The organism is Pseudomonas maioricensis (assembly GCF_022790535.1).
In the GTDB taxonomy this organism is placed as follows: domain Bacteria; phylum Pseudomonadota; class Gammaproteobacteria; order Pseudomonadales; family Pseudomonadaceae; genus Aquipseudomonas; species Aquipseudomonas maioricensis.
Genome location: NZ_LOHG01000009.1, coordinates 253,203 through 275,027, shown reverse-complemented (window position 1 = coordinate 275,027; position 21,825 = coordinate 253,203). Strand labels below are relative to the sequence as shown.

21 protein-coding genes are annotated in these 21,825 nt (G+C 56.6%); 9 read left to right on the top strand and 12 right to left on the bottom strand.

The genetic code is table 11. The annotated features are described in order from the left end of the window. Positions 1-22: 22 nt before the first annotated feature. The 6 genes from msrQ to AUC61_RS16300 form a co-directional block, all read right to left on the bottom strand. Entirely contained in the window at positions 23-643 is a 621-nt protein-coding gene (gene msrQ / locus AUC61_RS16325; RefSeq protein WP_243247252.1) for a protein-methionine-sulfoxide reductase heme-binding subunit MsrQ, read from the bottom strand. Beyond that, positions 643-1,656 (bottom strand): protein-methionine-sulfoxide reductase catalytic subunit MsrP, encoded by a 1,014-nt coding sequence (gene msrP / locus AUC61_RS16320; RefSeq protein WP_243247251.1) that lies wholly within the window; start codon positions 1,654-1,656, stop codon positions 643-645. The genes msrQ and msrP overlap by 1 nt, the downstream gene beginning before the upstream one ends. Positions 1,657-1,719: 63 nt before the next feature. Next, positions 1,720-2,577: a CDP-diacylglycerol--serine O-phosphatidyltransferase gene (gene pssA, locus AUC61_RS16315; RefSeq protein ID WP_243247250.1), complete on the bottom strand. Its 858-nt coding sequence runs from the start codon at positions 2,575-2,577 to the stop codon at positions 1,720-1,722. A gap of 157 nt (positions 2,578-2,734) precedes the next feature. Beyond that, on the bottom strand, positions 2,735-3,751 hold the full coding sequence (ilvC, locus tag AUC61_RS16310; protein WP_027900358.1) for a ketol-acid reductoisomerase: 1,017 nt from the start codon (positions 3,749-3,751) through the stop codon (positions 2,735-2,737). Positions 3,752-3,798: 47 nt separating this feature from the next. Further along, positions 3,799-4,290: an acetolactate synthase small subunit gene (gene ilvN / locus AUC61_RS16305; protein WP_020293234.1), complete on the bottom strand. Its 492-nt coding sequence runs from the start codon at positions 4,288-4,290 to the stop codon at positions 3,799-3,801. A 2-nt stretch (positions 4,291-4,292) separates the two neighbouring features. Then, positions 4,293-6,017 carry an acetolactate synthase 3 large subunit gene (locus AUC61_RS16300; RefSeq protein WP_122666870.1) on the bottom strand — a complete coding sequence of 575 codons (1,725 nt, stop codon included), beginning with the start codon at positions 6,015-6,017 and terminating at the stop codon, positions 4,293-4,295. Between the two features lie 402 nt (positions 6,018-6,419). Between AUC61_RS16300 and AUC61_RS16295 the strand changes: the two genes are divergently transcribed. Further along, entirely contained in the window at positions 6,420-6,851 is a 432-nt protein-coding gene (locus tag AUC61_RS16295; protein ID WP_243247249.1) for a DUF4124 domain-containing protein, read from the top strand. A gap of 170 nt (positions 6,852-7,021) precedes the next feature. On the opposite strand, the gene AUC61_RS16290 is transcribed toward AUC61_RS16295, so the two are convergent. From AUC61_RS16290 to mrcB, 3 genes are read right to left on the bottom strand one after another with little or no spacing between them, the layout of a single operon-like run. Further along, positions 7,022-7,351 carry a YqcC family protein gene (locus tag AUC61_RS16290; protein WP_243247248.1) on the bottom strand — a complete coding sequence of 110 codons (330 nt, stop codon included), beginning with the start codon at positions 7,349-7,351 and terminating at the stop codon, positions 7,022-7,024. Then, complete coding sequence (locus tag AUC61_RS16285; RefSeq protein ID WP_243247247.1) at positions 7,351-8,082, bottom strand: tetratricopeptide repeat protein; 732 nt, start codon at positions 8,080-8,082, stop codon at positions 7,351-7,353. Before AUC61_RS16285 ends, AUC61_RS16290 begins: the two co-directional genes overlap by 1 nt. A 31-nt stretch (positions 8,083-8,113) precedes the next feature. After that, on the bottom strand, positions 8,114-10,435 hold the full coding sequence (gene mrcB, locus AUC61_RS16280) for a penicillin-binding protein 1B (RefSeq protein ID WP_243247246.1): 2,322 nt from the start codon (positions 10,433-10,435) through the stop codon (positions 8,114-8,116). A gap of 129 nt (positions 10,436-10,564) precedes the next feature. On the opposite strand from mrcB, the gene AUC61_RS16275 reads away from it, so the two are divergent. The 3 genes from AUC61_RS16275 (at position 10,565) to AUC61_RS16265 (ending at position 13,021) form a co-directional block, all read left to right on the top strand. Then, positions 10,565-12,103 (top strand): bifunctional aminoglycoside phosphotransferase/ATP-binding protein, encoded by a 1,539-nt coding sequence (locus AUC61_RS16275; RefSeq protein ID WP_243247245.1) that lies wholly within the window; start codon positions 10,565-10,567, stop codon positions 12,101-12,103. A gap of 100 nt (positions 12,104-12,203) precedes the next feature. Next, positions 12,204-12,548 carry a pentapeptide repeat-containing protein gene (locus AUC61_RS16270; RefSeq protein ID WP_243247244.1) on the top strand — a complete coding sequence of 115 codons (345 nt, stop codon included), beginning with the start codon at positions 12,204-12,206 and terminating at the stop codon, positions 12,546-12,548. A gap of 200 nt (positions 12,549-12,748) precedes the next feature. Continuing rightward, positions 12,749-13,021 (top strand): TfoX/Sxy family protein, encoded by a 273-nt coding sequence (locus AUC61_RS16265; protein WP_243247243.1) that lies wholly within the window; start codon positions 12,749-12,751, stop codon positions 13,019-13,021. 243 nt (positions 13,022-13,264) lie between these two features. On the opposite strand, the gene deoC is transcribed toward AUC61_RS16265, so the two are convergent. After that, complete coding sequence (deoC, locus tag AUC61_RS16260; RefSeq protein WP_243247242.1) at positions 13,265-14,053, bottom strand: deoxyribose-phosphate aldolase; 789 nt, start codon at positions 14,051-14,053, stop codon at positions 13,265-13,267. A gap of 362 nt (positions 14,054-14,415) precedes the next feature. On the opposite strand from deoC, the gene AUC61_RS16255 reads away from it, so the two are divergent. Then, positions 14,416-14,745, top strand: coding sequence for a Rieske (2Fe-2S) protein (locus tag AUC61_RS16255; protein ID WP_243247241.1), 330 nt, complete (start codon positions 14,416-14,418; stop codon positions 14,743-14,745). Here AUC61_RS16255 and sfsA read toward each other — a convergent pair. Beyond that, positions 14,709-15,464: a DNA/RNA nuclease SfsA gene (gene sfsA, locus AUC61_RS16250; protein ID WP_243247240.1), complete on the bottom strand. Its 756-nt coding sequence runs from the start codon at positions 15,462-15,464 to the stop codon at positions 14,709-14,711. The two genes, AUC61_RS16255 and sfsA, sit on opposite strands and share 37 nt — an antisense overlap. Beyond that, the gene (locus tag AUC61_RS16245) at positions 15,464-16,636 is read right to left on the bottom strand and encodes a pyridoxal phosphate-dependent aminotransferase (RefSeq protein ID WP_243247239.1); all 1,173 of its coding nucleotides are present in this window, start codon (positions 16,634-16,636) and stop codon (positions 15,464-15,466) included. Before AUC61_RS16245 ends, sfsA begins: the two co-directional genes overlap by 1 nt. Before the next feature lie 352 nt (positions 16,637-16,988). Between AUC61_RS16245 and dksA the strand changes: the two genes are divergently transcribed. The 4 genes from dksA (at position 16,989) to AUC61_RS16225 (ending at position 21,808) form a co-directional block, all read left to right on the top strand. Then, positions 16,989-17,432, top strand: a complete 444-nt coding sequence (gene dksA / locus AUC61_RS16240) for an RNA polymerase-binding protein DksA (RefSeq protein WP_122666669.1) — start codon at positions 16,989-16,991, stop codon at positions 17,430-17,432. A 250-nt stretch (positions 17,433-17,682) separates the two neighbouring features. Further along, positions 17,683-18,570, top strand: a complete 888-nt coding sequence (gene gluQRS / locus AUC61_RS16235) for a tRNA glutamyl-Q(34) synthetase GluQRS (protein ID WP_243247238.1) — start codon at positions 17,683-17,685, stop codon at positions 18,568-18,570. Positions 18,571-18,693: 123 nt separating this feature from the next. Then, on the top strand, positions 18,694-18,870 hold the full coding sequence (locus tag AUC61_RS16230; protein ID WP_003176118.1) for a hypothetical protein: 177 nt from the start codon (positions 18,694-18,696) through the stop codon (positions 18,868-18,870). Further along, positions 18,854-21,808, top strand: a complete 2,955-nt coding sequence (locus tag AUC61_RS16225) for a sensor histidine kinase (RefSeq protein ID WP_243247237.1) — start codon at positions 18,854-18,856, stop codon at positions 21,806-21,808. Before AUC61_RS16230 ends, AUC61_RS16225 begins: the two co-directional genes overlap by 17 nt. The last annotated feature ends 17 nt before the right edge of the window (positions 21,809-21,825 follow it).

Genomic DNA, 21,825 nt, shown 5'->3' with positions numbered 1-21,825 from the left:
CGAGAGGCCGTCAACCCCTAATTCACGCTTTTGTTGGAACTTTTGGTTTAGACCCAATTACACGCGGGATTCGCCTAGCAATCATTGGGATCCGGAGACTCAGCAACAGCAGACCGATTACTGCATATAAAGACCACTCCTTCAGATCCGCCCTGACAATCCAGAACATATGCAGCAGGCCCAACCCCAAAATCACATAGATAAGCCGATGAAGTTTTTTCCAGCGCGCCCCTAGCCGTCTCTGGCTATAACGATTGGAAGTCACAGCCAGCGCCAGCAGACATATAAAGGCAAGGCTGCCGACGATGATGTATGGACGCTTGACCAGCTCCACCCCCAACTGCGACCAATCCAGCCCCAATATGAAAACGGCATACGCGCTCATGTGCATGAATACATAAGCAAAGCACCAAAGCCCCAACTGGCGCCTGACAGCAATCCAGCCTGCCCACCCCGTCAGTTTCTGCAATGGCGTCATTGCCAGCGTGATCAGTAGCAGTATCAGGGTGCCAAGGCCGAGCCGGTCGACAAGCACCTTCCCGGGATCAGGCCCCAGCGCAAAGATCCATGCCTGATAAAGCCAGAGCACCGGTGCAACACAAGCAGCTACAAAAACGCCCAAGCGCCAAAACGGGTAACGCATCAATAATTCTTCCGCAAATCCAGACCTGTATATAAGGAGGCAACCTCCTCCCCGTACCCATTGAACATTTCGGTTTGTCGAACGTTGGGACTGAACAATCCGCTCGGCAGCCTGCGCTCATGCGCCTGGGTCCAGCGGGGATGATCAACAGTCGGGTTCACGTTGGCATAAAAGCCATACTCGTTAGCTGCGATGCTTTGCCAGGTTGTCTTGGGCTGCTCGCTGACCAGACTGATGCGCACAATGGACTTAACGCTTTTAAAGCCATACTTCCATGGCACCACCAAACGCAACGGCGCGCCATTCTGGTTAGGCAGCTCACGTCCATACATGCCAACCGCAAGAATAGCCAAAGGGTTCATCGCCTCGTCCAGCCGAAGCCCTTCCACATAAGGCCAATCAATCAAGGCAAAACCTGAACGCTGCCCAGACATGGTCTTGGGATCCTGCAGAGTTTCAAAGCGGATGTACTTGGCCTTCGCGGTAGGCTCAACCTGCTTGAGCAAAGCCGAGATTGGAAACCCGATCCAGGGAATGACCATGGACCAGGCCTCTACGCAGCGCAGACGATAAATACGCTCTTCCAACTGGTAAGGCTTCATGAAGTCTTCAAGCGCATAACGACCCGGCTTGCCGACCTCACCATCGATAACAACACTCCACGGCTCAGTCTTCAAGGAACCGGCGTTTTGCGCGGGATCGCCCTTGTCGGTGCCAAATTCATAGAAGTTGTTGTAGTGCGTTGCGTCCTTGAAAGGGGTAATCGCTTCCCCCTTGACGTTGACCGCCTGCCATTTGGTGTCGGGAAGCTTTTCGGCGAACCACGCGGGGGCCTTGCCAGACTCCACATCCGGATACAGAGAAGGGTCGGCAGCGCTCGCCCAGCGCGGCAAGGCACTGACAGCCAAACCGGCAAGCGAAGAACCCAACAGGGTGCGACGAGAGAGATAGAGAGATTCAGGGGTAACGTCCGATTCTTTGCTATCAGACGCTGAAGGGATTTTGATTAGCATGATGACTCCACAATCCAGAGGAACTGATGCACCAATAGACTGTGGAGTATGGGGGAAATTACATCACTCGGCCGATTTGTGACGACGCAGACGCAATAAATATTGGATAGGACCGGATGCTGCATAAGCGAGGAATATCAGCAGCAGAATGCGCGGCGGGTCGCTGAACACCACAGCGAACACCAGCACGACGGCCAGAATCGCGACAAACGGCACTCGCCCTTTCAGGTCCAGCTCCTTAAAGCTGTTGTACTTGATGTTGCTGACCATCAGCATGCCCGCCGCTGCAACCAGCAAAGCCACCAGGAACGACAGTTTGGAACCCTGGATTCCGTAATCGCTGAACGCCCAGACCGTACCGGCAACAACGCCCGCCGCAGCAGGACTCGCCAGACCGATGAAATAACGTTTGTCGGCTTTGCCAACCATGGTGTTGAAGCGAGCCAGACGCAGTGCAGCGCCAGCGACATAGATGAAGGCAACCATCCAGCCAACTTTGCCCATATCACCCAGCGCCCAACCAAAAGCCAGCAGTGCCGGAGCGACACCAAAGGCAACCATGTCGGAGAGGGAGTCATACTCAGCGCCAAATGCACTCTGAGTATTAGTCATGCGCGCCACACGCCCATCCAGGCCGTCGAGCACCATGGCGACAAAGATAGCGATGGCGGCGAATGCAAAGTACTTGCTTGCCCCTGCGGAGTCTCCCGCAGCCAAGGCGCTCTGTGCGCTCATCGAGCTGATAATGGAATAAAAGCCCGCGAACAGATTCGCAGTAGTGAACAGGTTGGGCAGCAGATAGATGCCGCGATGCCGGACCTTGCGCCCTTCGGCGTCGTGTCCTTCTTCAATATGCTCATCGATCGGTAGCAGGCTTTCGGCGTCAGAGGCCTTGTTTGGCTCTTCAGGACGTTCGCTCATAGACTTTACCTTGCAACGGTGTGGAAAGTTTCGACAGATGCTTGCGACGAGGGTTCGTCTGCAAACGATGCAGCTTTATACCAGATGCGGTCCCGCTTAACGAAAAAACGCGGCCGGTTGGCCGCGTTTTTCTAGCGTTGAACAGCGTCGCGAGGACTTAGTTCTTGGCTTTGTCGACGATCTTGTTGGCACCAATCCAAGGCATCATGGAGCGCAGTTGCTCACCGATGATTTCGATACCGTGAGCGGCGTTGTTACGACGCTTGGCGGTCATCGAAGGATAGCCGGTAGCACCTTCACTGATGAACATCTTCGCGTACTCACCGTCCTGGATGCGCTTCAGAGCGTTGCGCATGGCCTGACGGGATTCGGCGTTGATCACTTCAGGACCGGTCACGTACTCGCCGTATTCGGCGTTGTTGGAGATCGAGTAGTTCATGTTGGCGATACCGCCTTCGTACATGAGGTCAACGATCAACTTCAGTTCGTGCAGGCACTCGAAGTAAGCCATTTCTGGAGCATAACCGGCTTCAACCAGAGTTTCGAAGCCTGCTTTGACCAGCTCAACAGTACCGCCACACAGAACAGCCTGCTCGCCGAACAGGTCGGTTTCAGTCTCGTCTTTAAATGTGGTTTCGATGATACCGGTACGGCCGCCGCCAACGCCCGAAGCGTAAGACAGTGCAACGTTTTTAGCGTTGCCCGAAGCATCCTGGTAAACAGCGATCAGGTCAGGGATACCGCCGCCTTTGACGAACTCGGTACGAACAGTGTGACCTGGCGCTTTTGGCGCGATCATGATCACGTCCAGGTCAGCGCGAGGCACGACCTGGTTGTAGTGGATCGCAAAACCGTGGGAGAAGGCCAGCGTGGCGCCCTTCTTGATGTTCGGCTCAACTTCGTTTTTGTACAGCGCGGACTGGAACTCGTCCGGGGTCAGGATCATGACCAGGTCTGCAGCAGCAACAGCGGAAGCAACGTCAGTCACTTTCAGGCCATGAGCTTCAGCCTTGGCGACAGTAGCCGAACCTTTACGCAGGCCAACAGTGACATCAACGCCGGAGTCTTTCAGGTTGCACGCTTGAGCGTGGCCTTGGGAGCCGTAACCGATGATGGCAACTTTTTTGCCCTGGATGATCGAAAGGTCGCAGTCTTTGTCGTAATAAACTTTCATGGAATTCCCCTGTTATCGTGGCCTTCAGGCCATTTTGCAAAATGAGATTAGATGCTCAGCACTTTGTCGCCACGGGCAATGCCCGTCACGCCGCTGCGTACTGTTTCCAGGATAGCGGCAGTGCCGATGGCCTGAATGAAGCTGTCCAGCTTGTCGCTAGTACCGGTCAGTTGCACGGTATAAACGCTGGCTGAAACGTCAACGATTTGCCCACGGAAAATATCCGTGGTGCGCTTGATCTCGGCGCGTTGGGCGCCAGTAGCCTTCACCTTGATCAGCATCAGTTCACGCTCGATATGGGCGCTCTCCGACAGATCTACCAGCTTGACTACCTCGACCAGCTTGTTGAGGTTTTTGGTGATCTGCTCGATCACCTCATCCTGGCCAACTGTGGTCAGCGTCAGACGCGACAAGGTCGGGTCTTCGGTTGGGGCCACAGTCAGGCTTTCGATGTTGTAGTTGCGCTGCGAAAACAGGCCAACGACGCGAGACAAAGCACCCGGTTCGTTTTCCAGCAAAAGGGAAATGATGTGCCGCATGATTAGGTCCGCTCCGTCTTGCTGAGCCACATATCGCGCATGGAGCCGTCTTTGATCTGCATCGGATAAACGTGCTCGGTGACGTCAACCTGAATATCGATGAACACCAGACGATCCGTCATGGCGAACGCTTCTTCCATCTTCGGCTTCAGATCTTTCAAATCTGTGATCTTCATGCCGACATGGCCATAAGCTTCGACCAGTTTCACGAAGTCAGGCAGCGACTCCATGTAGGAGTGCGAGTGACGACCGCTGTAGCTCATGTCCTGCCATTGACGAACCATGCCGAGCACGCCGTTGTTGAGCAGGATGATTTTTACAGGCAGACCGTACTGCAGACAGGTCGACAGCTCCTGGATATTCATCTGGATGCTGCCTTCACCTGTTACACAAGCGACATGCGCCTCAGGGAAGCTGAGCTTGACGCCCATCGCAGCCGGAAAGCCAAAGCCCATGGTGCCCAGACCGCCAGAGTTGATCCAGCGATTCGGTTTGTTGAAGCGATAGTACTGCGCAGCAAACATCTGATGCTGACCAACGTCGGACGTAACAAAAGCATCGCCGTTGGTGACTTCGCACAAGGTCTCGATGACTTTCTGCGGCTTGATGACGCTGCCGTCGCCCGGGTTGTACGGGAACAGGTCACGATCACCACGCCACTCGTCAATCTGCTTCCACCAGCTGGCAACCAGGGCCTTGTCTGGCAGCTCGCCGATCTCTTTGAGGGTCGCGACCATTTCAGTCAGAACGCTCTCAACCGGACCTACGATAGGCACATCGGCCTTGATGGTCTTGGAGATCGAAGCCGGATCGATATCGATGTGGATAACTTTGGCGTTCGGGCAGAACTTGGCAGCGCCGTTGATGACTCGGTCATCGAAACGCGCGCCAACAGCCAGAATCACGTCCGCATGGTGCATCGCCAGGTTGGCGGTGTAGCTGCCGTGCATACCCAGCATGCCGACAAACTGACGGTCCATACCTGGATAGCTACCCAAGCCCATCAGCGTATTGGTCACGGGAGCGTTGAGCTTCTGCGCCAACTCAGTCAGCGGCTCGGAGCCATTGCCCATGATCACGCCGCCACCGGCATAAATGATAGGACGCTTGGCCGCCAGCAGCATTTCGACTGCCTTGCGGATCTGGCCTGAGTGACCACGAACAGCCGGGCTGTAAGAGCGCAGCTTGGCTTTCTTGGGGAATACGTATTCGAACTTCTCGGCCGGGTTGGTCATGTCCTTCGGAATATCGACAACCACAGGGCCCGGACGACCGGACTGCGCCAGGTAGAAAGCCTTCTTCAGCACTTCCGGGATTTCCGACGGGTGCTTGATCATGAAGCTGTGCTTCACGATAGGCCGGGAAATACCGATCATGTCGGTTTCCTGGAACGCATCGGTACCGACCAGCGTGCTCGCGACCTGCCCGGACAGCACGACCATTGGAATCGAATCCATGTAAGCCGTGGCGATGCCGGTGATTGCGTTGGTAGCACCCGGACCGGAAGTTACCAGCACCACACCGGCCTTGCCGGTGGCGCGCGCATAGCCGTCAGCCATGTGCGTCGCCGCTTGCTCGTGACGAACAAGGATGTGATTAACGGCTGGCTCTTTGAACAGGGCGTCGTAAATGTGCAGGAGGGCACCGCCTGGGTACCCATAGATATGCTTAACGCCTTCGTCACGCAAAAAGCGGACGACCATTTCAGCGCCGGATAAGAGCTCCACGTTGTTCACCTCTAAAACGCCAGAATACCGTCCACAAACGAGGACGGGTCTTAATAGGTTTTACTGCCAAGCAGAGCATGAGCGACGGTGGTCGCCGACTACGTCAGCACTGACTGAGCAAGTATTGGGTAACCCCTGAGTGTTTCGGGGCGTTCCCACCCAGCGCGAGGTAACGCGTTGCGGGTGTTACAGGTCGGCGCGGGTGTGCGCCTCATGATCTACCGAGATGGTCTGCTTCTGGCAGTCCCTTCACAGCGAACTTTGGATTGTTGTGATTCGCCTGCCCCAAGTCAAGTCATCCGTGAGCTTTCTTCCAATTAACCGCACCAAACTGCGTCGAATAAGGTCATTGAGATGGCCTTGTGGTAGCTTTCAGGGCAAACGTATCTGGAAGGAAGCAACATGCGTTGCATGATTTTCGCGGCGATTATAGCGACGGCGTTCAGCGTCCCTGCCCATGCGGCTCAAATTTATAAATGGGTCGATGACCAGGGCGTTACTCATTTCGACGCCCAGCCCCCGGCCGGGCGACAAACCCAGCAGATCGATATCCAGAAACCGCCTGCCGCGCCCGCCACTTCAGAGAGTTCAAAGTCGGCAATAGAAGCTGAGGCTGAGCAGCGGGAAATTAATAATGCAGTCAAAAAGAAAGTTGCCCAGCAAGACGCCCGACGCGCCGAGGACTGCAAAATCCTGCGCACGAATCTCGCCCAGTTGCAGAACAACCCTCGCGTACGCGAGCAAGTTGAAGGGGGGCTGAAACGCCTTTCAGAAGATGAGCGGCAAGGGCGTATTGCAGAAACGCAAAAGGCAATAAACGATTATTGCCTTTGATAAGGCTGCTGATCTGCCTTGATAGCATCGTGCTTTTGTAGGAGCTGCCGAAAGCTGCGAAGCATTTTATCCTGACACGCCGCGATCGCAGCCTTCGGCAGCTCCTACAGGTCCTATGTTTGCCGCGAGACAGCGCAGTATCATGGGGCGCCTGCAAGAACGGCCAGCCGTTAGCGGGCCTGGCTGATCAGCCGATCAAACTGGGCAAGTAACTGCTGCAAAGGCTGGGTTTCCCGCTGGCGTGTCGCGTAGACCATCTCAGCCATTTCAAGAATGCCCGAGGCATTTGGCAGCGGTAGATCATTCTCCAGAATCAACTTCATTCTTGGCAGGAAAATCCACTGCAGCCACTGCTCGAACTCAAGCGTATCAACGCAGAACGGCTCGCCACTGGAAAGCGCCTGCTCACTGGGCGGCAGATCACTCCACCAGCCCAGTACACGCAATTCGCGCTCGATCAGCAGCAAATGCTCCGCGACCTCAGGAAAGCGCTGATCCATCAAGCGCCAACCCTGGCTTTTTGACGCGCCAGAGCAGCGCCGGCGGCGTCACCCTGTTTTTCACGCGCCTGAGCGATGATGTCCCAGAGACTGGCCTGCAGACTTGGACGCCCATTGGCATAAGTCAAACCACGACGCGCCAGTTGCTCGGCCTGCGCAGCGTCCCCTTGGGCCAGTCGCACCTGAGCCAATCGATAGATGACTTGCGGCTCACGAGGAGCAACGCGCTGCGCACGCTCAAGGCTTGACGACGCACCGTTGAGGTCGCCGCCGTTCTGCTGCTGCTGAGCAGTGGTCAACAACGCCAGAACCGGGCCATCAAGTTGCTCGTCGGCGGACAATCCACTACCGGAAGACGGGATCCCACTAGGTGTCGAAGCAGGCATGTTGTAAGTATTGCTGGTGACAGGCGCGCTGACCGAAGAAGTATCAATCGGCGGGCTGACACTGATCGGCGCCTGCCCAACCGGAGCGGCATAGGTATCGATAGGCGCAGAACTACCACCGCCTCCACCTGGAATCATGACCACGACACCGGAATCTTGCGGCACGGATTGAGCCTGTGCAGGAGCCTGAGCAACGTTTGCCCGAGAAGCACCATTGCGCGAAACACGTTCGCTATTGGAAACCTTGGAGCCCGAATCCACCACTGGAATTGAACCCCGCTCTACGCTGGCACAACCATTGAGCAAAGCCAGAGCTGTTATCGCTGGAATCAACCACTTGTTCACTTTAGATCCTCTTTGGGCGCTCTCAATTCTTCTAGTTCAGCCAACCCTTGACCCAATCCATCACTTCCTGAGCCGGGGCCGCAGGACCGCCACATGCAGCGCCGGGTGCCGGTTCACTGCCGCGAATATACGGCATCTGCACCGCGTTCGGGCAACCCGCATCGGAGCCCTCCCCTGTCGCGGCATTAACCCAGACCTGCACCACGTTATCAGGCTGCGCCATGTCCAGCGGCAGCGGATCTGCCTTTTTCATGAAACTGGTCCAGACCTGCAATGCACCGGTCGCGCCAGTGAACGGCGTTTTGCCGTTGTCATCTCGACCAAGCCACACAACCGCCAGCAGATCCTGACTGAAGCCTGCAAACCAGCTGTCGCGAGAATCGTTGGTCGTCCCGGATTTACCCGCCAGGTTCAACGAGCTTGGCAGTACGTTATAAACAGAACGTCCCGTACCTTCGCGCATCACCCGCTGCATCGCATTTTGCAGGAGGTAGATCGAGCCCGGATCGAAACGCTGCTGGATCTGGAACGGGTAGCGTTTGAGCGGTTCGCCCTCGGCAGTCAGAACGCTACGAATCCCTCGCATCGGGGTATTGAAACCGCCGTTCGCGATGGTCTGGAACATTGTCGCAACCTGAATCGGACTCAACGCACCGGCACCCAACAACATCGAAGGGTAAGCAGGCCAGTCAACGTCAACACCTAGCTTGCCGATGGTTTTGAATACATTCGGCACACCGACTTCAAGGCCGAGCTTGGCACTGGACAAGTTGTAGGAATGCGCCAACCCCTGATACAGGAAGATATTACCGTGAGCCTTGTGGTCGAAGTTTTGCGGCTTCCATACCTGACCGTCAGCACCTTTTACCTGAAACGGCTCATCCGCCACCCAACTGGTCAAGGTGTACTGGCTCGGGCGCTCCAGTGCAGTAAGGTAAATGGACGGTTTGACCAATGAGCCAATTGGACGCACAGCGTCGATGGCCCGATTGAAACCGGCATAACCTGCCTTGCGACTGCCGATCAATGCCTGGACTTCACCTGTTTCCGGGTTAGTCACAACCATGGCGGCTTCGACATCATCCACGCCTTTGCGACCCGACAGACGTTTAAACGTCTCGCTCATGGCCGATTCAGACTTCATCTGCAGGATCGGATCAAAGCTGGTGAAGATACGCAGACCTTCTTCGGTCAAGTCCTCGTCGCGATAGTCTTCGCGCAACTGACGTTTGACCAGATCAAGGAAGCCAGGGAAAGAGCTGTCAGCCAGGCTACCGGTCTTGGTTACACCCAGCGGCATTTTCTTGGCCGCTGCCACCGCTTCAGGTGTGGCAACACCCTGCTGCTCCAGCAGGTCGAGCACCAGATTGCGTCGTTCAAGTGCACGTTCCGGATTACGTCGCGGGTTGTAATAGGAAGGCCCTTTAACCAGACCGACCAGCAACGCGACCTGATGTAACTTCAGCTCAGACAATGGCTGGCTGAAGAAATACTGACTGGCAAGGCCAAAGCCGTGCACCGCCCGTTGGCCGTCCTGACCGACGAACACCTCGTTAAGGTAAGCCTCAAGAATTTCCTGCTTGCTGTAATGAATCTCCAGCAAAACAGCCATCATCGCTTCAGTCAGCTTGCGGGTAAGGCTGCGTTCGTTGGTCAGGTAGAAGTTCTTGACCAACTGCTGGGTCAGCGTACTGCCCCCTTGACGCATTTGTCCGGCTGACGCGTTCACCCAGAATGCCCGGGCGATCGACTTGGGTGACACACCGAAGTGGTGATAAAAATCACGGTCTTCAACAGTTACAAGTGTATCAAGCAGATACGGCGGAGCCTGATCGAGCTTGATCAGGATGCGGTCTTCCAGATTCTTGGGGTACAGCCCGCCGATCATCAGGGGTTCCAGGCGAGCAACTGCCAGCTTGGCACCATTGGCCGACGAAAGATCTGCAACGTAATCGCCAGAGAAACGCACACGGATCTGCTGCGCGGGATCGGAGCCTTCATAGAACTGAAAACCGCGGGTATTAAGGTCCACGGTGTTGCCACTGACGGCAGCGGCGCCCGGACCGTTCGCAACGCTTTCCCGTCGATAGCCCAGCGCATCAAGCTCAATCAGGAAGTCATCCTTGCTGAGCTTCTGCCCAACAAATAGCTCAAGCGGGCGCGCATACACCTTGGCAGGGATCATCCAGCGTTTGCCGGAAAATTTCTCCTGAACAATGGCGTCGAGGTAAATAGCGAAGCCCGCCAGCACGACGAGCCCGACAATGCCGAGCTTCAACCCCCAGCCTAACCAGGTACGAAGGCCGCCAGAGGCAGGTTTTTTTGCTTTGCGAGAGGATCGAGTACGAGTCATGGCGGCGGATTATACGCACTTTGCCGGGGTTCGACAGGCACCCTTACCGGAGGTTTGCAGCCTCGCGCCAAGCGGCCATAATGGCCACCTTGACGCATTTAATGAAACATCACTCTTGAAGGATCGTCCGTGAGCCAGTCACTGATTGCAGCCCTGCAGAACCCCGCCCTGTTTCCACATCCGGTCGAGGGCTTCCAGCTCATCGAAACGCACATTTCGTGGGTGCTGCTCACCGGGCCTTTCGTTTACAAATTCAAGAAACCCGTCAACTTCGGTTTTCTGGACTTCACGACACTCTCTGCTCGTGAGCACTTCTGCAAAGAAGAGTTGCGTCTCAACCAGCGCCTGACCAACGACCTGTACCTGGAAGTCATCCCGGTGACTGGCAGCGCCGACGCGCCACAATTGGGTGGCGAAGGCGAAGTCATCGAATACGCGCTGAAAATGCGTCAGTTCCCGCAGGACGGGCTGCTGAGCACTTTGCAGGCAAATGGTGAATTGACGCCTGCACACATCGATAATATTGCGACCCAAATCGGTCAATTCCATATCGCCGCCCCGAAGGTCGGCCCGGAAAACGAACTGGGCTCGCCTGACAGTGTGATGGCGCCGGTCCTGCAAAACTTTGAACAAATTCGCCCGCTAATCAGCGAAAAGACCGACCTTCTGCAACTCGATGCCTTGCAAGCCTGGGCCGAATCGAGCTTCGAAAGGCTCAAACCACTCCTCGCCCAGCGCAAATCAGACGGGTTCATCCGCGAGTGCCACGGTGACATCCATCTGGGCAACATCACCCTGATCAATGACAAGGTCGTCATTTTCGACTGCATCGAATTCAACGAACCGTTCCGCATGACGGACGTTTATGCCGATATCGGTTTCCTGGCGATGGACCTGGAAGACCGTGGCCTAAAGTCTCTGGCACGCCGCCTTGTCAGCCAGTATCTGGAGTTGACCGGTGACTATCAGGGCTTGGAGCTGCTGAATTTCTACAAGGCCTATCGTGCGCTGGTACGCGCCAAGGTTGCGCTGTTCAGTCTGCCGGCGGACGCCGACGCGGTTCAACGCGGTGCCACCCTGCGCCAGTACCGCAACTACGCCAACCTTGCGGAAAGCTATAGCGCCATCCCATCGCGTTTTCTGGTCATTACCCACGGCGTCTCTGCGGTGGGCAAGAGCCACGTTGCCAAGCGCCTTGTGGAATCGCTGGGGGCTGTACGCCTGCGCTCGGACGTGGAACGCAAGCGCCTGTTTGCCGGTCAGGACGCCAACCTTTATGAAGCCGACGCCAGCAACGCGACCTATAACCGCCTGCATGAGCTTGCCGGAGTAGTCCTGCGCGCCGGGTTCCCGGTGGTGATCGATGCCACGTACCTTAAACAGGCACAACGCAAAGCCGCCTCGAAAGTCGCCGAAACCACCGGTGTGCCGTTCCTGATTCTGGATTGCGATGCACCGGAGGCTGTCATCGCTGGCTGGCTCGCTCAGCGTCAGGCAGAAAACACCGACCCGTCAGACGCAACAATGGAAGTTATCCAGGCCCAACAAGCCAGCCGCGAACCGCTGACAGCAGAAGAAACCCTGCACAGCAAACGCGTCGAAACCAATAAAAGCAGTGATCTCGACAGCCTGATCGAAAACCTTCGTCAGCGCCTTCCTGCGCTCTAAAACAATGTTTTGAGCCGTTTGGCAGTTAGTGCTTCACGGCTTCAAAATAGTGGCGATATACTGGCGTCATAATTCTAACGGAACGGAAAAGCGAGGCGCTATGAGTCAGCCCAAAGTACTGGATTCCCCGCTGTACGCGATGTTGCGTAACGACGATGTGGCAGGGTTCAACCAGGAAAAACCCAAGTCAGGCACGATCGATTTCAAGGGCGGTGATTTCCGCGGACTGGACTTGCGCAACCTCGACACAGCCGGTATCGACTTCACCGATGCGTACTTCCGCTCCGCCGACCTGCGCGGGCTTGACCTGAGCAGCACGCCACTGGAAGGGGCAAGCATTGCACATGCCCAGATTTCCGGAACGTTCTTCCCGCGCGAACTGACCGCAGACGAAATTCTGATGTCAGTCAACTTCGGTACACGCTTGCGCTACCGAACGCACTGAAACTTCCGCACGTTCCGTATTGATCACGCCCGCATGCGCAATGCATGCCGGGCCGTGTTCGTACTGCCCCGCCGTCCACTGATCACCTGAAGCTATCTATCCGATCACCGCCCCTGCGCCTTCCCCCTCAAACGCTACAATCTTTCCAGACTTGCCATGTTTTCACCCACAGTCAGAGCTCAACATTGCACGGAGGCATGATGAACGATGAACTGCAGCACCTGAAAAACGTCGGCAAGACGTCAGCACAATGGTTACACGCCGTGGGTATACACAGCGCTTCGGATTTACGTCGAATGGGGGCTGTGGATGCTTATCGGGCGGTCCGAAAGCGAGGATTTCGAGCCACCAAAGTGCTGTTGTATGCGATTGATGCAGCGCTAATGGACATTCACTGGAATGACCTGCCCAACGATCGCAAAGACGTTTTGAACAAAATGGTCAGCCATCGGGCAGGCTCTGGAAAGGGTTGATAGAGCCGCTCCTGAAAATAGATGAGAAGAAGTCATTGACTTGCAAATGAGAATCGATATGATTATCACAACCGGTCGCGAGACTGGCCGATAGCTGAAAGACCTTGGTTCGGACTTTCAGATTATCTCCTCATCAGGCTAATCACGGTTTTTGACCCGGCTTTTTGCCGGGTCTTTTTTTGCCTGTGACTTTTGTCGATGCCAATCTTCGACACAGATGACTTCTTCCTGCCACCGGAGCATTCAGTACCCATGCTCATTGGAACCTGGCGCGAAAACTCCGAGCTGCATCAATACATCGTCCAGCAAGCTTGACCCCACCAGCCGTACTCGCTGAGCACTGACCCACTGCGGGCCAAAGCGTGCACGCGCCATATCGATGAACAGCCTGGCGTCGGCAAGGGTCCGCAAGCCACCGCAAAGTTTGAGCCCAACCTGCCCGCCGACTTCAACAATGCACTCAAGCATGATCCGCACAGCCTGGGGGGTAGGAGGGTCCACAAGTTTGCCGGTGCTGGTCTTGATAAAGTTTGCGCCCGCCAAAATCGCCCCTTGGCAGGCATTACGAATGATCTGGGGGTCACGCAGATCGCCCACCTCCAGCGTCACGGTGAGTACAGTGCGAGGGCCGCATGCAGCACGGCATGCAGCAATCATGTCTTTCCCAGTCTGCTGATCGCCCGAAAGCAGCGTACGAAACGGGTACACCATGTCGATCTCATCGGCGCCCGACATGACCGCCGCACGCGTTTCAGAGACAACTGCCTCAATGCCCGGCGAGCCATAGGGAAAATTGACCACAGCCACCACGCGAATATCGCGATGGAGTAGACGATCCAGAGTCGTTCGCGCCAACAACACGAAGCGCGGATAGACGCAGATGCCCGCGATAGGTCCTAAGGGCGTCATCGCCCGCTGACATAAACCCACGACTCGGGCCTCAGTGTCGTTGACATCCAGCGCCATCAAATCGAACAGGCCAATCACCTGGCGTGCCAATTGCTCATCTTCATCGCAGATATCCATGCTCATAGGTCGTCCTGATACGCTTCAAACAATCAAAGCGAGAAGATATATGAGCCAGCGACCAGCAGATTGCCGTTAGGAACAAGAGAGAGGTGGACTACGTGAGAACCGGAAGTTTCTGAACCAGGCATGATGTCTCACCCCCAGTCTCGTCCGCCACTGCGGCAGTTTCATGAGGTAACGGTTGATACTCGAACATTACGAGACCGTCGTGGGACCGGATTTATCCGGGAAGACGCCAGTACATCCGCACGCAATAGTCCTGCTCGCCCTGGGCTGTCGTCGAGATTTGATCATCCACATCCCTGCAAAGACTGACACACTGCCAGGCCTGAGAACCCATCTTCACGCGCCCAACGGAGGCCCTGGTGAAACTGCTCTGTACCGGTGACCAATTGCCGGAAGCCCAAAGCCGCGGCTTTGAAATCAATGGCCGAAAACTGTTCGCCACGCGTCGCAACGGGCAGGTGTTCGTTTATGACAACCGCTGCCCACATCGAGGCGTGCCACTGGAATGGCAGCCCGACCAGTTTCTGGACCCCAGCGCGAGTTTGATTCACTGCGCAACTCACGGGGCCTTGTTCCTCATTGAAAGCGGCGAATGTGTGGCAGGCCCTTGTGAAGGACAGTCATTACGCGGCATTACCAGCCATGAAGATCATCAAGGCATCTGGATTGATATACCCGGTGCCGATTGATCAGTTTCTACGCCCCAGCGCAGCGTCAAGGGACGATCAATGAAGATTTCCTCTGGTGTCAGATGCACGCCATACGCCAACACCTCAACGCCCGCCTCAACCGCCTCGCGCAACGCGGCAGCGTAGCCTGGGTCAATCTCTTGGGCCGGTCGCACGGCTTCAATGCCCGTTAGATTGACGCAGTACAACAACACCGCACGCACACCTTCGCGAGCCAGGGTCGCCAGTTCCCGCAAGTGGCGGGCACCACGTTGGGTGACCGCATCTGGAAACGCCGCCACTGCGCTGTCGTCAAAGCCCAGCGTGACGCTTTTGACCTCTACATAAGCCGGTCCCTGCGGATAATCCAGACGGAAATCCACCCGGCTTTTTTCTTGACCGTAGGCCACTTCCCGCTTGAGCGCAGTAAAACCATTCAGTTCGGTTATGACGCCGGCGCGCAAAGCCTCCTCTACCAAGGTATTCGCCCGCCCGGTGTTGACGCAGGCCAACCGTCCCTGAGGGGTTTCGCTGATTTCCCAGGTGCCGGGCAACTTGCGCTTTGGATCGTTGGAGCGGCTGAACCACACACGCCCACCGGGCATCATGCAATTGAACATTGACCCCGTATTGGGGCAATGGATGGTCAGCAATTCGCCTTTGTCAGTCTGAATATCCGCCAGAAAACGCTTGTAGCGCACCAGCAGCAAACCCTGTTCAAGCTCTGGAGAAAAACGCATCAGCCTTGCCAGCTCCTTAAGCCGCGAGCAATGCGCTCCACCGCCTCTTGTAAACGCGGCAGACTCTGGGTGTAGGCGAAGCGCACGTGGTGCCCCGCCTGGAAGCGGCCAAAGTCCAGCCCCGGCGTGAATGCAACGTGTTCAGTTTCAAGGAAGTGCTGACAGAAAGAGAACGCATCGCCGCCGAACGTGCTGATGTCGGCATACAGATAAAACGCACCTTCGGGTTCCACCGCGATACCGAAACCGAGCTCGCGTAACGCCGGTAACAGGAAGTCGCGACGCAGCCCGAACTCGGTACGACGCTGCTCCAGGATTTCCAGCGTCTCTGGCTCAAAGCAAGCCAGCGCAGCGTACTGGGCCATGCTAGGCGCGCTGATATAAAGATTCTGGGCCAGTTTTTCCAGATCAGCCACAGCGTCCTGAGGAGCAACCAGCCAGCCCAGTCGCCAACCGGTCATGCCGAAATACTTTGAAAAACTATTGAGAACGAACGCCTCATCATCGACTTCCAGCACACTCGCAGCATCAGTGCCATAAGTCAGACCGTGATAGATCTCGTCTACCACCAGGTGCCCGTTGCGCGCCTTGAGGGTGGAGGAAAGCGCTGCCAGTTCATCGCGACTCAGCAAGGTACCGGTCGGGTTCGCAGGCGATGCAACCAGTGCGCCGACGCTGTCCCGATCCCAATGCCGTGCCACCAGATCCGGCGTAAGTTGATAGCGCTCCTGAGGACCGACCGGGACCAACTGTGCAGCGCCTTCCACGAGGCGCAGAAAGTGCCGGTTACACGGGTAACCAGGGTCAGCCAGCAACCAGTGCTTACCGGGATCAACCAATAAACTGCTGGCCAGGAGCAGCGCGCCCGAACCACCGGGGGTCACCAGAATCCGCCCAGGATCCACAGTCACGCCGTAGCGCTGACCGTAAAAGCCAGCGATGGCCTCACGTAATTCAGGCAGGCCCCGCGCCGCGGTATAACGTGTTTTGCCCGCCGCCAGCGCGGCCTGCCCGGCCGCAACAATGGGTTGCGCCGTGGTGAAGTCAGGCTCGCCGATTTCCAGATGAATGACGTCGTGCCCTGCCGCCTGCAATTCATTCGCCCGTGCCAGCAACGCCATGACATGGAATGGTTCGATGGCGCGACTGCGCGCACTGTAGGGCTGAGCCATTAGCCTTCCTTAATTTGATCCGACCGGATGCCCGCAGACATACAAAATGATGAGCGATTCTACCCAAGCACTCATCTGCACAGGGAAGTTAATCACGCCCCGACAACAGTGGAGTGCAGAGCAAAATCTATCCAAATGGGTGTAACGCGTTTCAGGCGTGGAACGTTTTCTTCAGGCCCGCGTCTGTTGCAACGGCCATTAACCGCCCAGACCGAATGCACGCTCGACAACCGGGAGTAGCGCGCTCCGATTCGATCTGGTAAGTTCGCCCGCTTGCAGCCGCAGGGCCGGCAGGTGCCGGTGATGGATATTTTCCTGCGCAATGGATTAAAGAGTGAGAGGCGGTCCATTCATGCCCACCCAAGAAAAGCAGCAGAACAACCAGCTGAACGGTGACTTCAAGCCTTACGAACTCGGTAAGGGTGAAGAGTATATGAGCGCTGAAATGCGCGGCCACTTCACGAAAATCCTCAACGGCTGGAAGCAGCAGTTGATGAATGAAGTCGATCGCACCATGACTCACATGAAGGACGAGGCTGCCAACTTTCCTGATCCGGCCGATCGTGCCAGCCAGGAAGAAGAATTCAGTCTTGAGCTTCGCGCTCGTGATCGCGAGCGCAAGTTGATCAAGAAGATCGACAAGACGCTGCAATTGATCGAAGACGAAGAATACGGCTGGTGCGAATCATGCGGCGTCGAGATCGGCATCCGCCGCCTCGAAGCCCGCCCGACCGCCGACCTTTGCATCGACTGCAAAACGTTGGCAGAAATCAAGGAAAAGCAGGTCGGCAAGTAATACGACCCGCAACTTTGCACACAAAGGACGCTTCGGCGTCCTTTGTTGTTTTTCAGCTCAACCAAACTCCCCACCCTGTAGGAGCGCACGAGCACCGCGAGGCCGCGATGGCGGTGTTTCAGGCAGAACGCCATCGCGGCCTCGCGGTGCTCGTGCGCTCCTACAGGTCAGTGTTGCATTGTGACCGCGGTGTCATGGACAACGGACGATCTCCTACAGATATCCAACAATCTCCAGTAACATCCGCCCCATGAAATCCCCCTCCTACATCGGGCGCTTTGCGCCGACGCCCAGCGGTTATCTGCACTTTGGCTCACTGGTCGCAGCACTCGCGTCTTACCTCGATGCCCGCGCAGTCGGTGGTCAGTGGCTGATGCGCATGGAAGACCTCGACCCGCCTCGAGAAGTCGCGGGTGCTCAAAGCGCCATTCTTGAGACGCTCGAACGCTACGGTTTTGAATGGGACGGCCAACTGGTCACGCAGAGCCATCGTCATGAGGCTTATCAGGAAGTCATCAATCGCTGGTTCAGCCATGGCCTTGCCTACGCCTGCACCTGCTCGCGCAAACAGCTCGAACCGTTTCAGGGTATTTATCCGGGCACCTGCAGAAACGCCGGACACTCGCCTCAAGAGGCTGCCATCCGCATCCGGGTACCGGAACTGCTGTACCGGTTTGAAGACCGGGTGCAAGGCACGTTTCAACAACATCTTGGTCGGGCCGTCGGCGACTTTGTCATACGCCGCCGTGACGGGTTTTATGCCTATCAACTGGCGGTCGTCATTGATGACGCCATGCAGGGCGTGACCGATATCGTCCGCGGCGCCGACCTGCTCGACTCTACCCCGCGCCAGCTTTACCTTCAGGAATTACTTGGCGCACCGCAACCGCGTTACCTGCACGTACCGCTGATTACCCAGCCCGACGGCCACAAGCTTGGCAAAAGCTATCGTTCGCCGCCCCTGGAGACCGATCAGGCGACGCCACTGCTGCTGCGAGCTTTGCGCGCACTGGGCCAGCAAACAGAATCTGCACTCGCGTACGGCACCCCTCAAGAGGTATTGAAGTGGGCAATCGAGCGCTGGAACGTTTCCGCAATTCCTCGCCAACGGAACCTTGAGGAAGCTGCAATAGACTGAGATAGAGCGATCGACGCAAACTGGCATACGCAGCCGCTCACGCGACGCTTGCAGGTTACTCGCCATCCGTTACCATGCCGCTCCTCAACTGCCGCAACGCGAATGAATCGTGAAGGAGGCCAAATGTATATTTACCGCTTGGTCTTGTTGCTGGTAGTCGGCATTTACCTGTTTTCGCCCGCCATCATGGATTGGTGGATTGATGCCACCGGCGCATGGTATCGGCCTTATTTGCTATGGCTGATCCTGATCGTGGTGACCTTCATTCTCCAGAGTCAAAAAGATGCCGATGAGCTTTAGCCTGACCCAGATGATTCTGGTCAGCGCCGCCTATCTGCTCATGCTGTTTGGCGTGGCGTGGATCAGCGAACGCGGCGTCATCCCGCGCTGGGTGATCCGCCACCCGCTGACCTACACGCTGTCCCTCGGTGTTTACGCCAGTGCATGGGCCTTCTACGGCACGGTGGGTCTGGCGTACCAGTACGGTTATGGCTTCCTGTCCAGCTACCTCGGGGTTTCCGGCGCATTTCTGCTGGCACCCGTGTTGCTCTACCCGATCCTGCGTATTACCCGCACCTATCAACTGTCGTCTCTGGCAGATCTGTTCGCGTTCCGCTTTCGCAGCACTTGGGCAGGAGCGCTGACCACAATATTCATGTTGATTGGCGTGCTTCCGCTACTGGCTCTGCAGATCCAGGCCGTGGCCGACTCAATTGGCATCCTGACCCGCGAGCCCGTACAGGATCGAGTCGCCGTAGCCTTCTGCGCGCTGATTACCCTGTTCACGATTTTCTTCGGCTCGCGCCACATTGCCACCCGCGAGAAACACGAAGGACTGGTGTTCGCCATAGCCTTCGAGTCGGTGATCAAACTGGTGGCCATCGGCGGTATCGGTATCTATGCCCTGTATGGCGTGTTCGACGGCCCGCAGCAACTCGAACTGTGGCTGCTGCAGAATCAGACCGCCCTCGCCGCCCTGCACACGCCCCTGCAAGAAGGTCCGTGGCGAACACTGTTATTGGTGTTCTTCGCCTCAGCCATCGTCATGCCGCACATGTACCACATGACGTTTACCGAGAATCTCAACCCGCGAGCGCTGGTCAGCGCAAGTTGGGGCCTGCCGCTGTTCTTGTTATTGATGAGCCTGGCCGTGCCGTTGATTCTATGGGCAGGGCTCAAACTTGGCGCAACCACCAGCCCCGAGTTTTTCACGCTGGGCATCGGCATCGCGGTAAACAGCAAGTCACTGGCGCTGCTGGCTTATGTTGGCGGTCTGTCGGCGGCCAGCGGCTTGATCATTGTCACCACGCTGGCATTGTCCGGCATGGCGCTGAACCACCTTGTGCTGCCGCTTTATCAGCCACCGGCGGAAGGTAATATTTACCGCTGGCTGAAGTGGACCCGCCGTGGGCTGATCGTGGCGATCATCATGGCCGGTTATGGGTTCTATCTGTTACTGGGTGCGCAGCAGGACCTGGCCAATCTGGGTATCGTTGCGTTTGTCGCCACCCTGCAATTTCTGCCGGGTGTGCTGTCAGTTTTGTATTGGCCAGCGGCCAATCGACGAGGCTTCATCGCGGGGTTGCTCGCGGGCATCAGCGTCTGGATCGTAAGCATGCTGTTGCCGTTGATTGGCGACTTCAGGGGCTTTTACATCCCGCTGCTGAACATGATTTATGTGCTCGATGACACCAGTTGGCACATGGCAGCGATTGCTTCACTGGCCGCAAACGTACTGGTATTCACCCTGATTTCGTTGTTCAGCAACCCAAGTCCCGAAGAAGCCAGCGCCGCCGAAGCGTGCGCTGTGGATAACGTTCGTCGCCCGCAGCGCCGCGAGCTACACGCCGTATCGCCTCAGGAGTTCGCCACGCAACTGGCCAAACCCTTGGGGGCCAAGGCCGCGCAAAAGGAGGTCGAACAGGCATTGCGCGATCTTTACCTGCCATTCGACGAACGTCGGCCTTACGCCTTGCGCCGGTTAAGGGACAGAATCGAAGCCAACCTCTCAGGCTTGATGGGCCCCAGCGTGGCACAGGACATGGTTGAGACGTTTTTGCCGTATAAGTCCAGCGGCGAAAACTATGTCACCGAAGACATCCACTTCATCGAAAGCCGACTTGAAGACTACCACTCTCGCCTGACCGGTCTGGCAGCTGAGCTTGATGCGCTGCGCCGCTATCACCGCCAGACGCTTCAAGAGCTGCCGATGGGGGTGTGTTCGCTGGCCAAGGATCAAGAGATCCTGATGTGGAACAAAGCCATGGAAGAGCTCACCGGCATTGCCGCCCAGCGCGTCGTGGGCTCTCGGCTTGAGACCATTACCGAACCCTGGAAAGAATTGCTCAGCGGCTTCATTAATGTGCCCGACGAACACTTGCATAAACAGCGTCTGCCTCTGGATGGCCAAATCCGCTGGCTGAACCTGCACAAAGCCGCTATCGATGAACCGCTGGCACCAGGTAACAGCGGGCTGGTGCTGCTGGTTGAAGACCTGACAGAAACACAGATGCTGGAAGACAAACTGGTGCACTCCGAGCGCCTTGCCAGTATTGGTCGCCTGGCAGCCGGGGTTGCCCACGAGATCGGCAACCCGATTACCGGCATTGCCTGCCTTGCGCAAAACCTTCGCGAAGAGCGTGAGGAAGATGGCGAACTGACCGAAATCAGCAGCCAGATCCTCGAACAGACCAAACGCGTTTCACGCATTGTTCAGTCATTGATGAGCTTCGCCCACGCAGGCAGCCATCAACATAGCGATGAAGCGGTTTGTCTGGCTGAAGTGGCACAGGATGCCATTGGCCTGCTGGCATTGAACCGGCGCAACTTCGAAGTCCAGTTCTACAATCTGTGCAACCCCGAACACTGGGTCGACGGTGATCCGCAGCGGCTCGCACAGGTACTGATCAACCTGCTCTCCAACGCCCGCGACGCCTCACCTGCCGGTAGCGCCGTCAGGGTCAGGAGCGAAGTATCCGAACACACTGTCGATCTGATCGTAGAAGACGAAGGCAGTGGAATTCCGAAAGCAATCATGGATCGATTGTTCGAACCGTTCTTCACCACCAAGGACCCGGGTGAAGGGACTGGACTGGGCCTCGCGCTGGTCTATTCCATCGTTGAAGAGCATTATGGACAGATCACCATCGACAGCCCGGTTGATACCGAGCACGAGCGCGGGACCCGTATTCGGGTCACACTGCCACGCCATGTCGAAGCGACGTCCGCCGTGAACTGAGCCCGTCGAGAGAATTG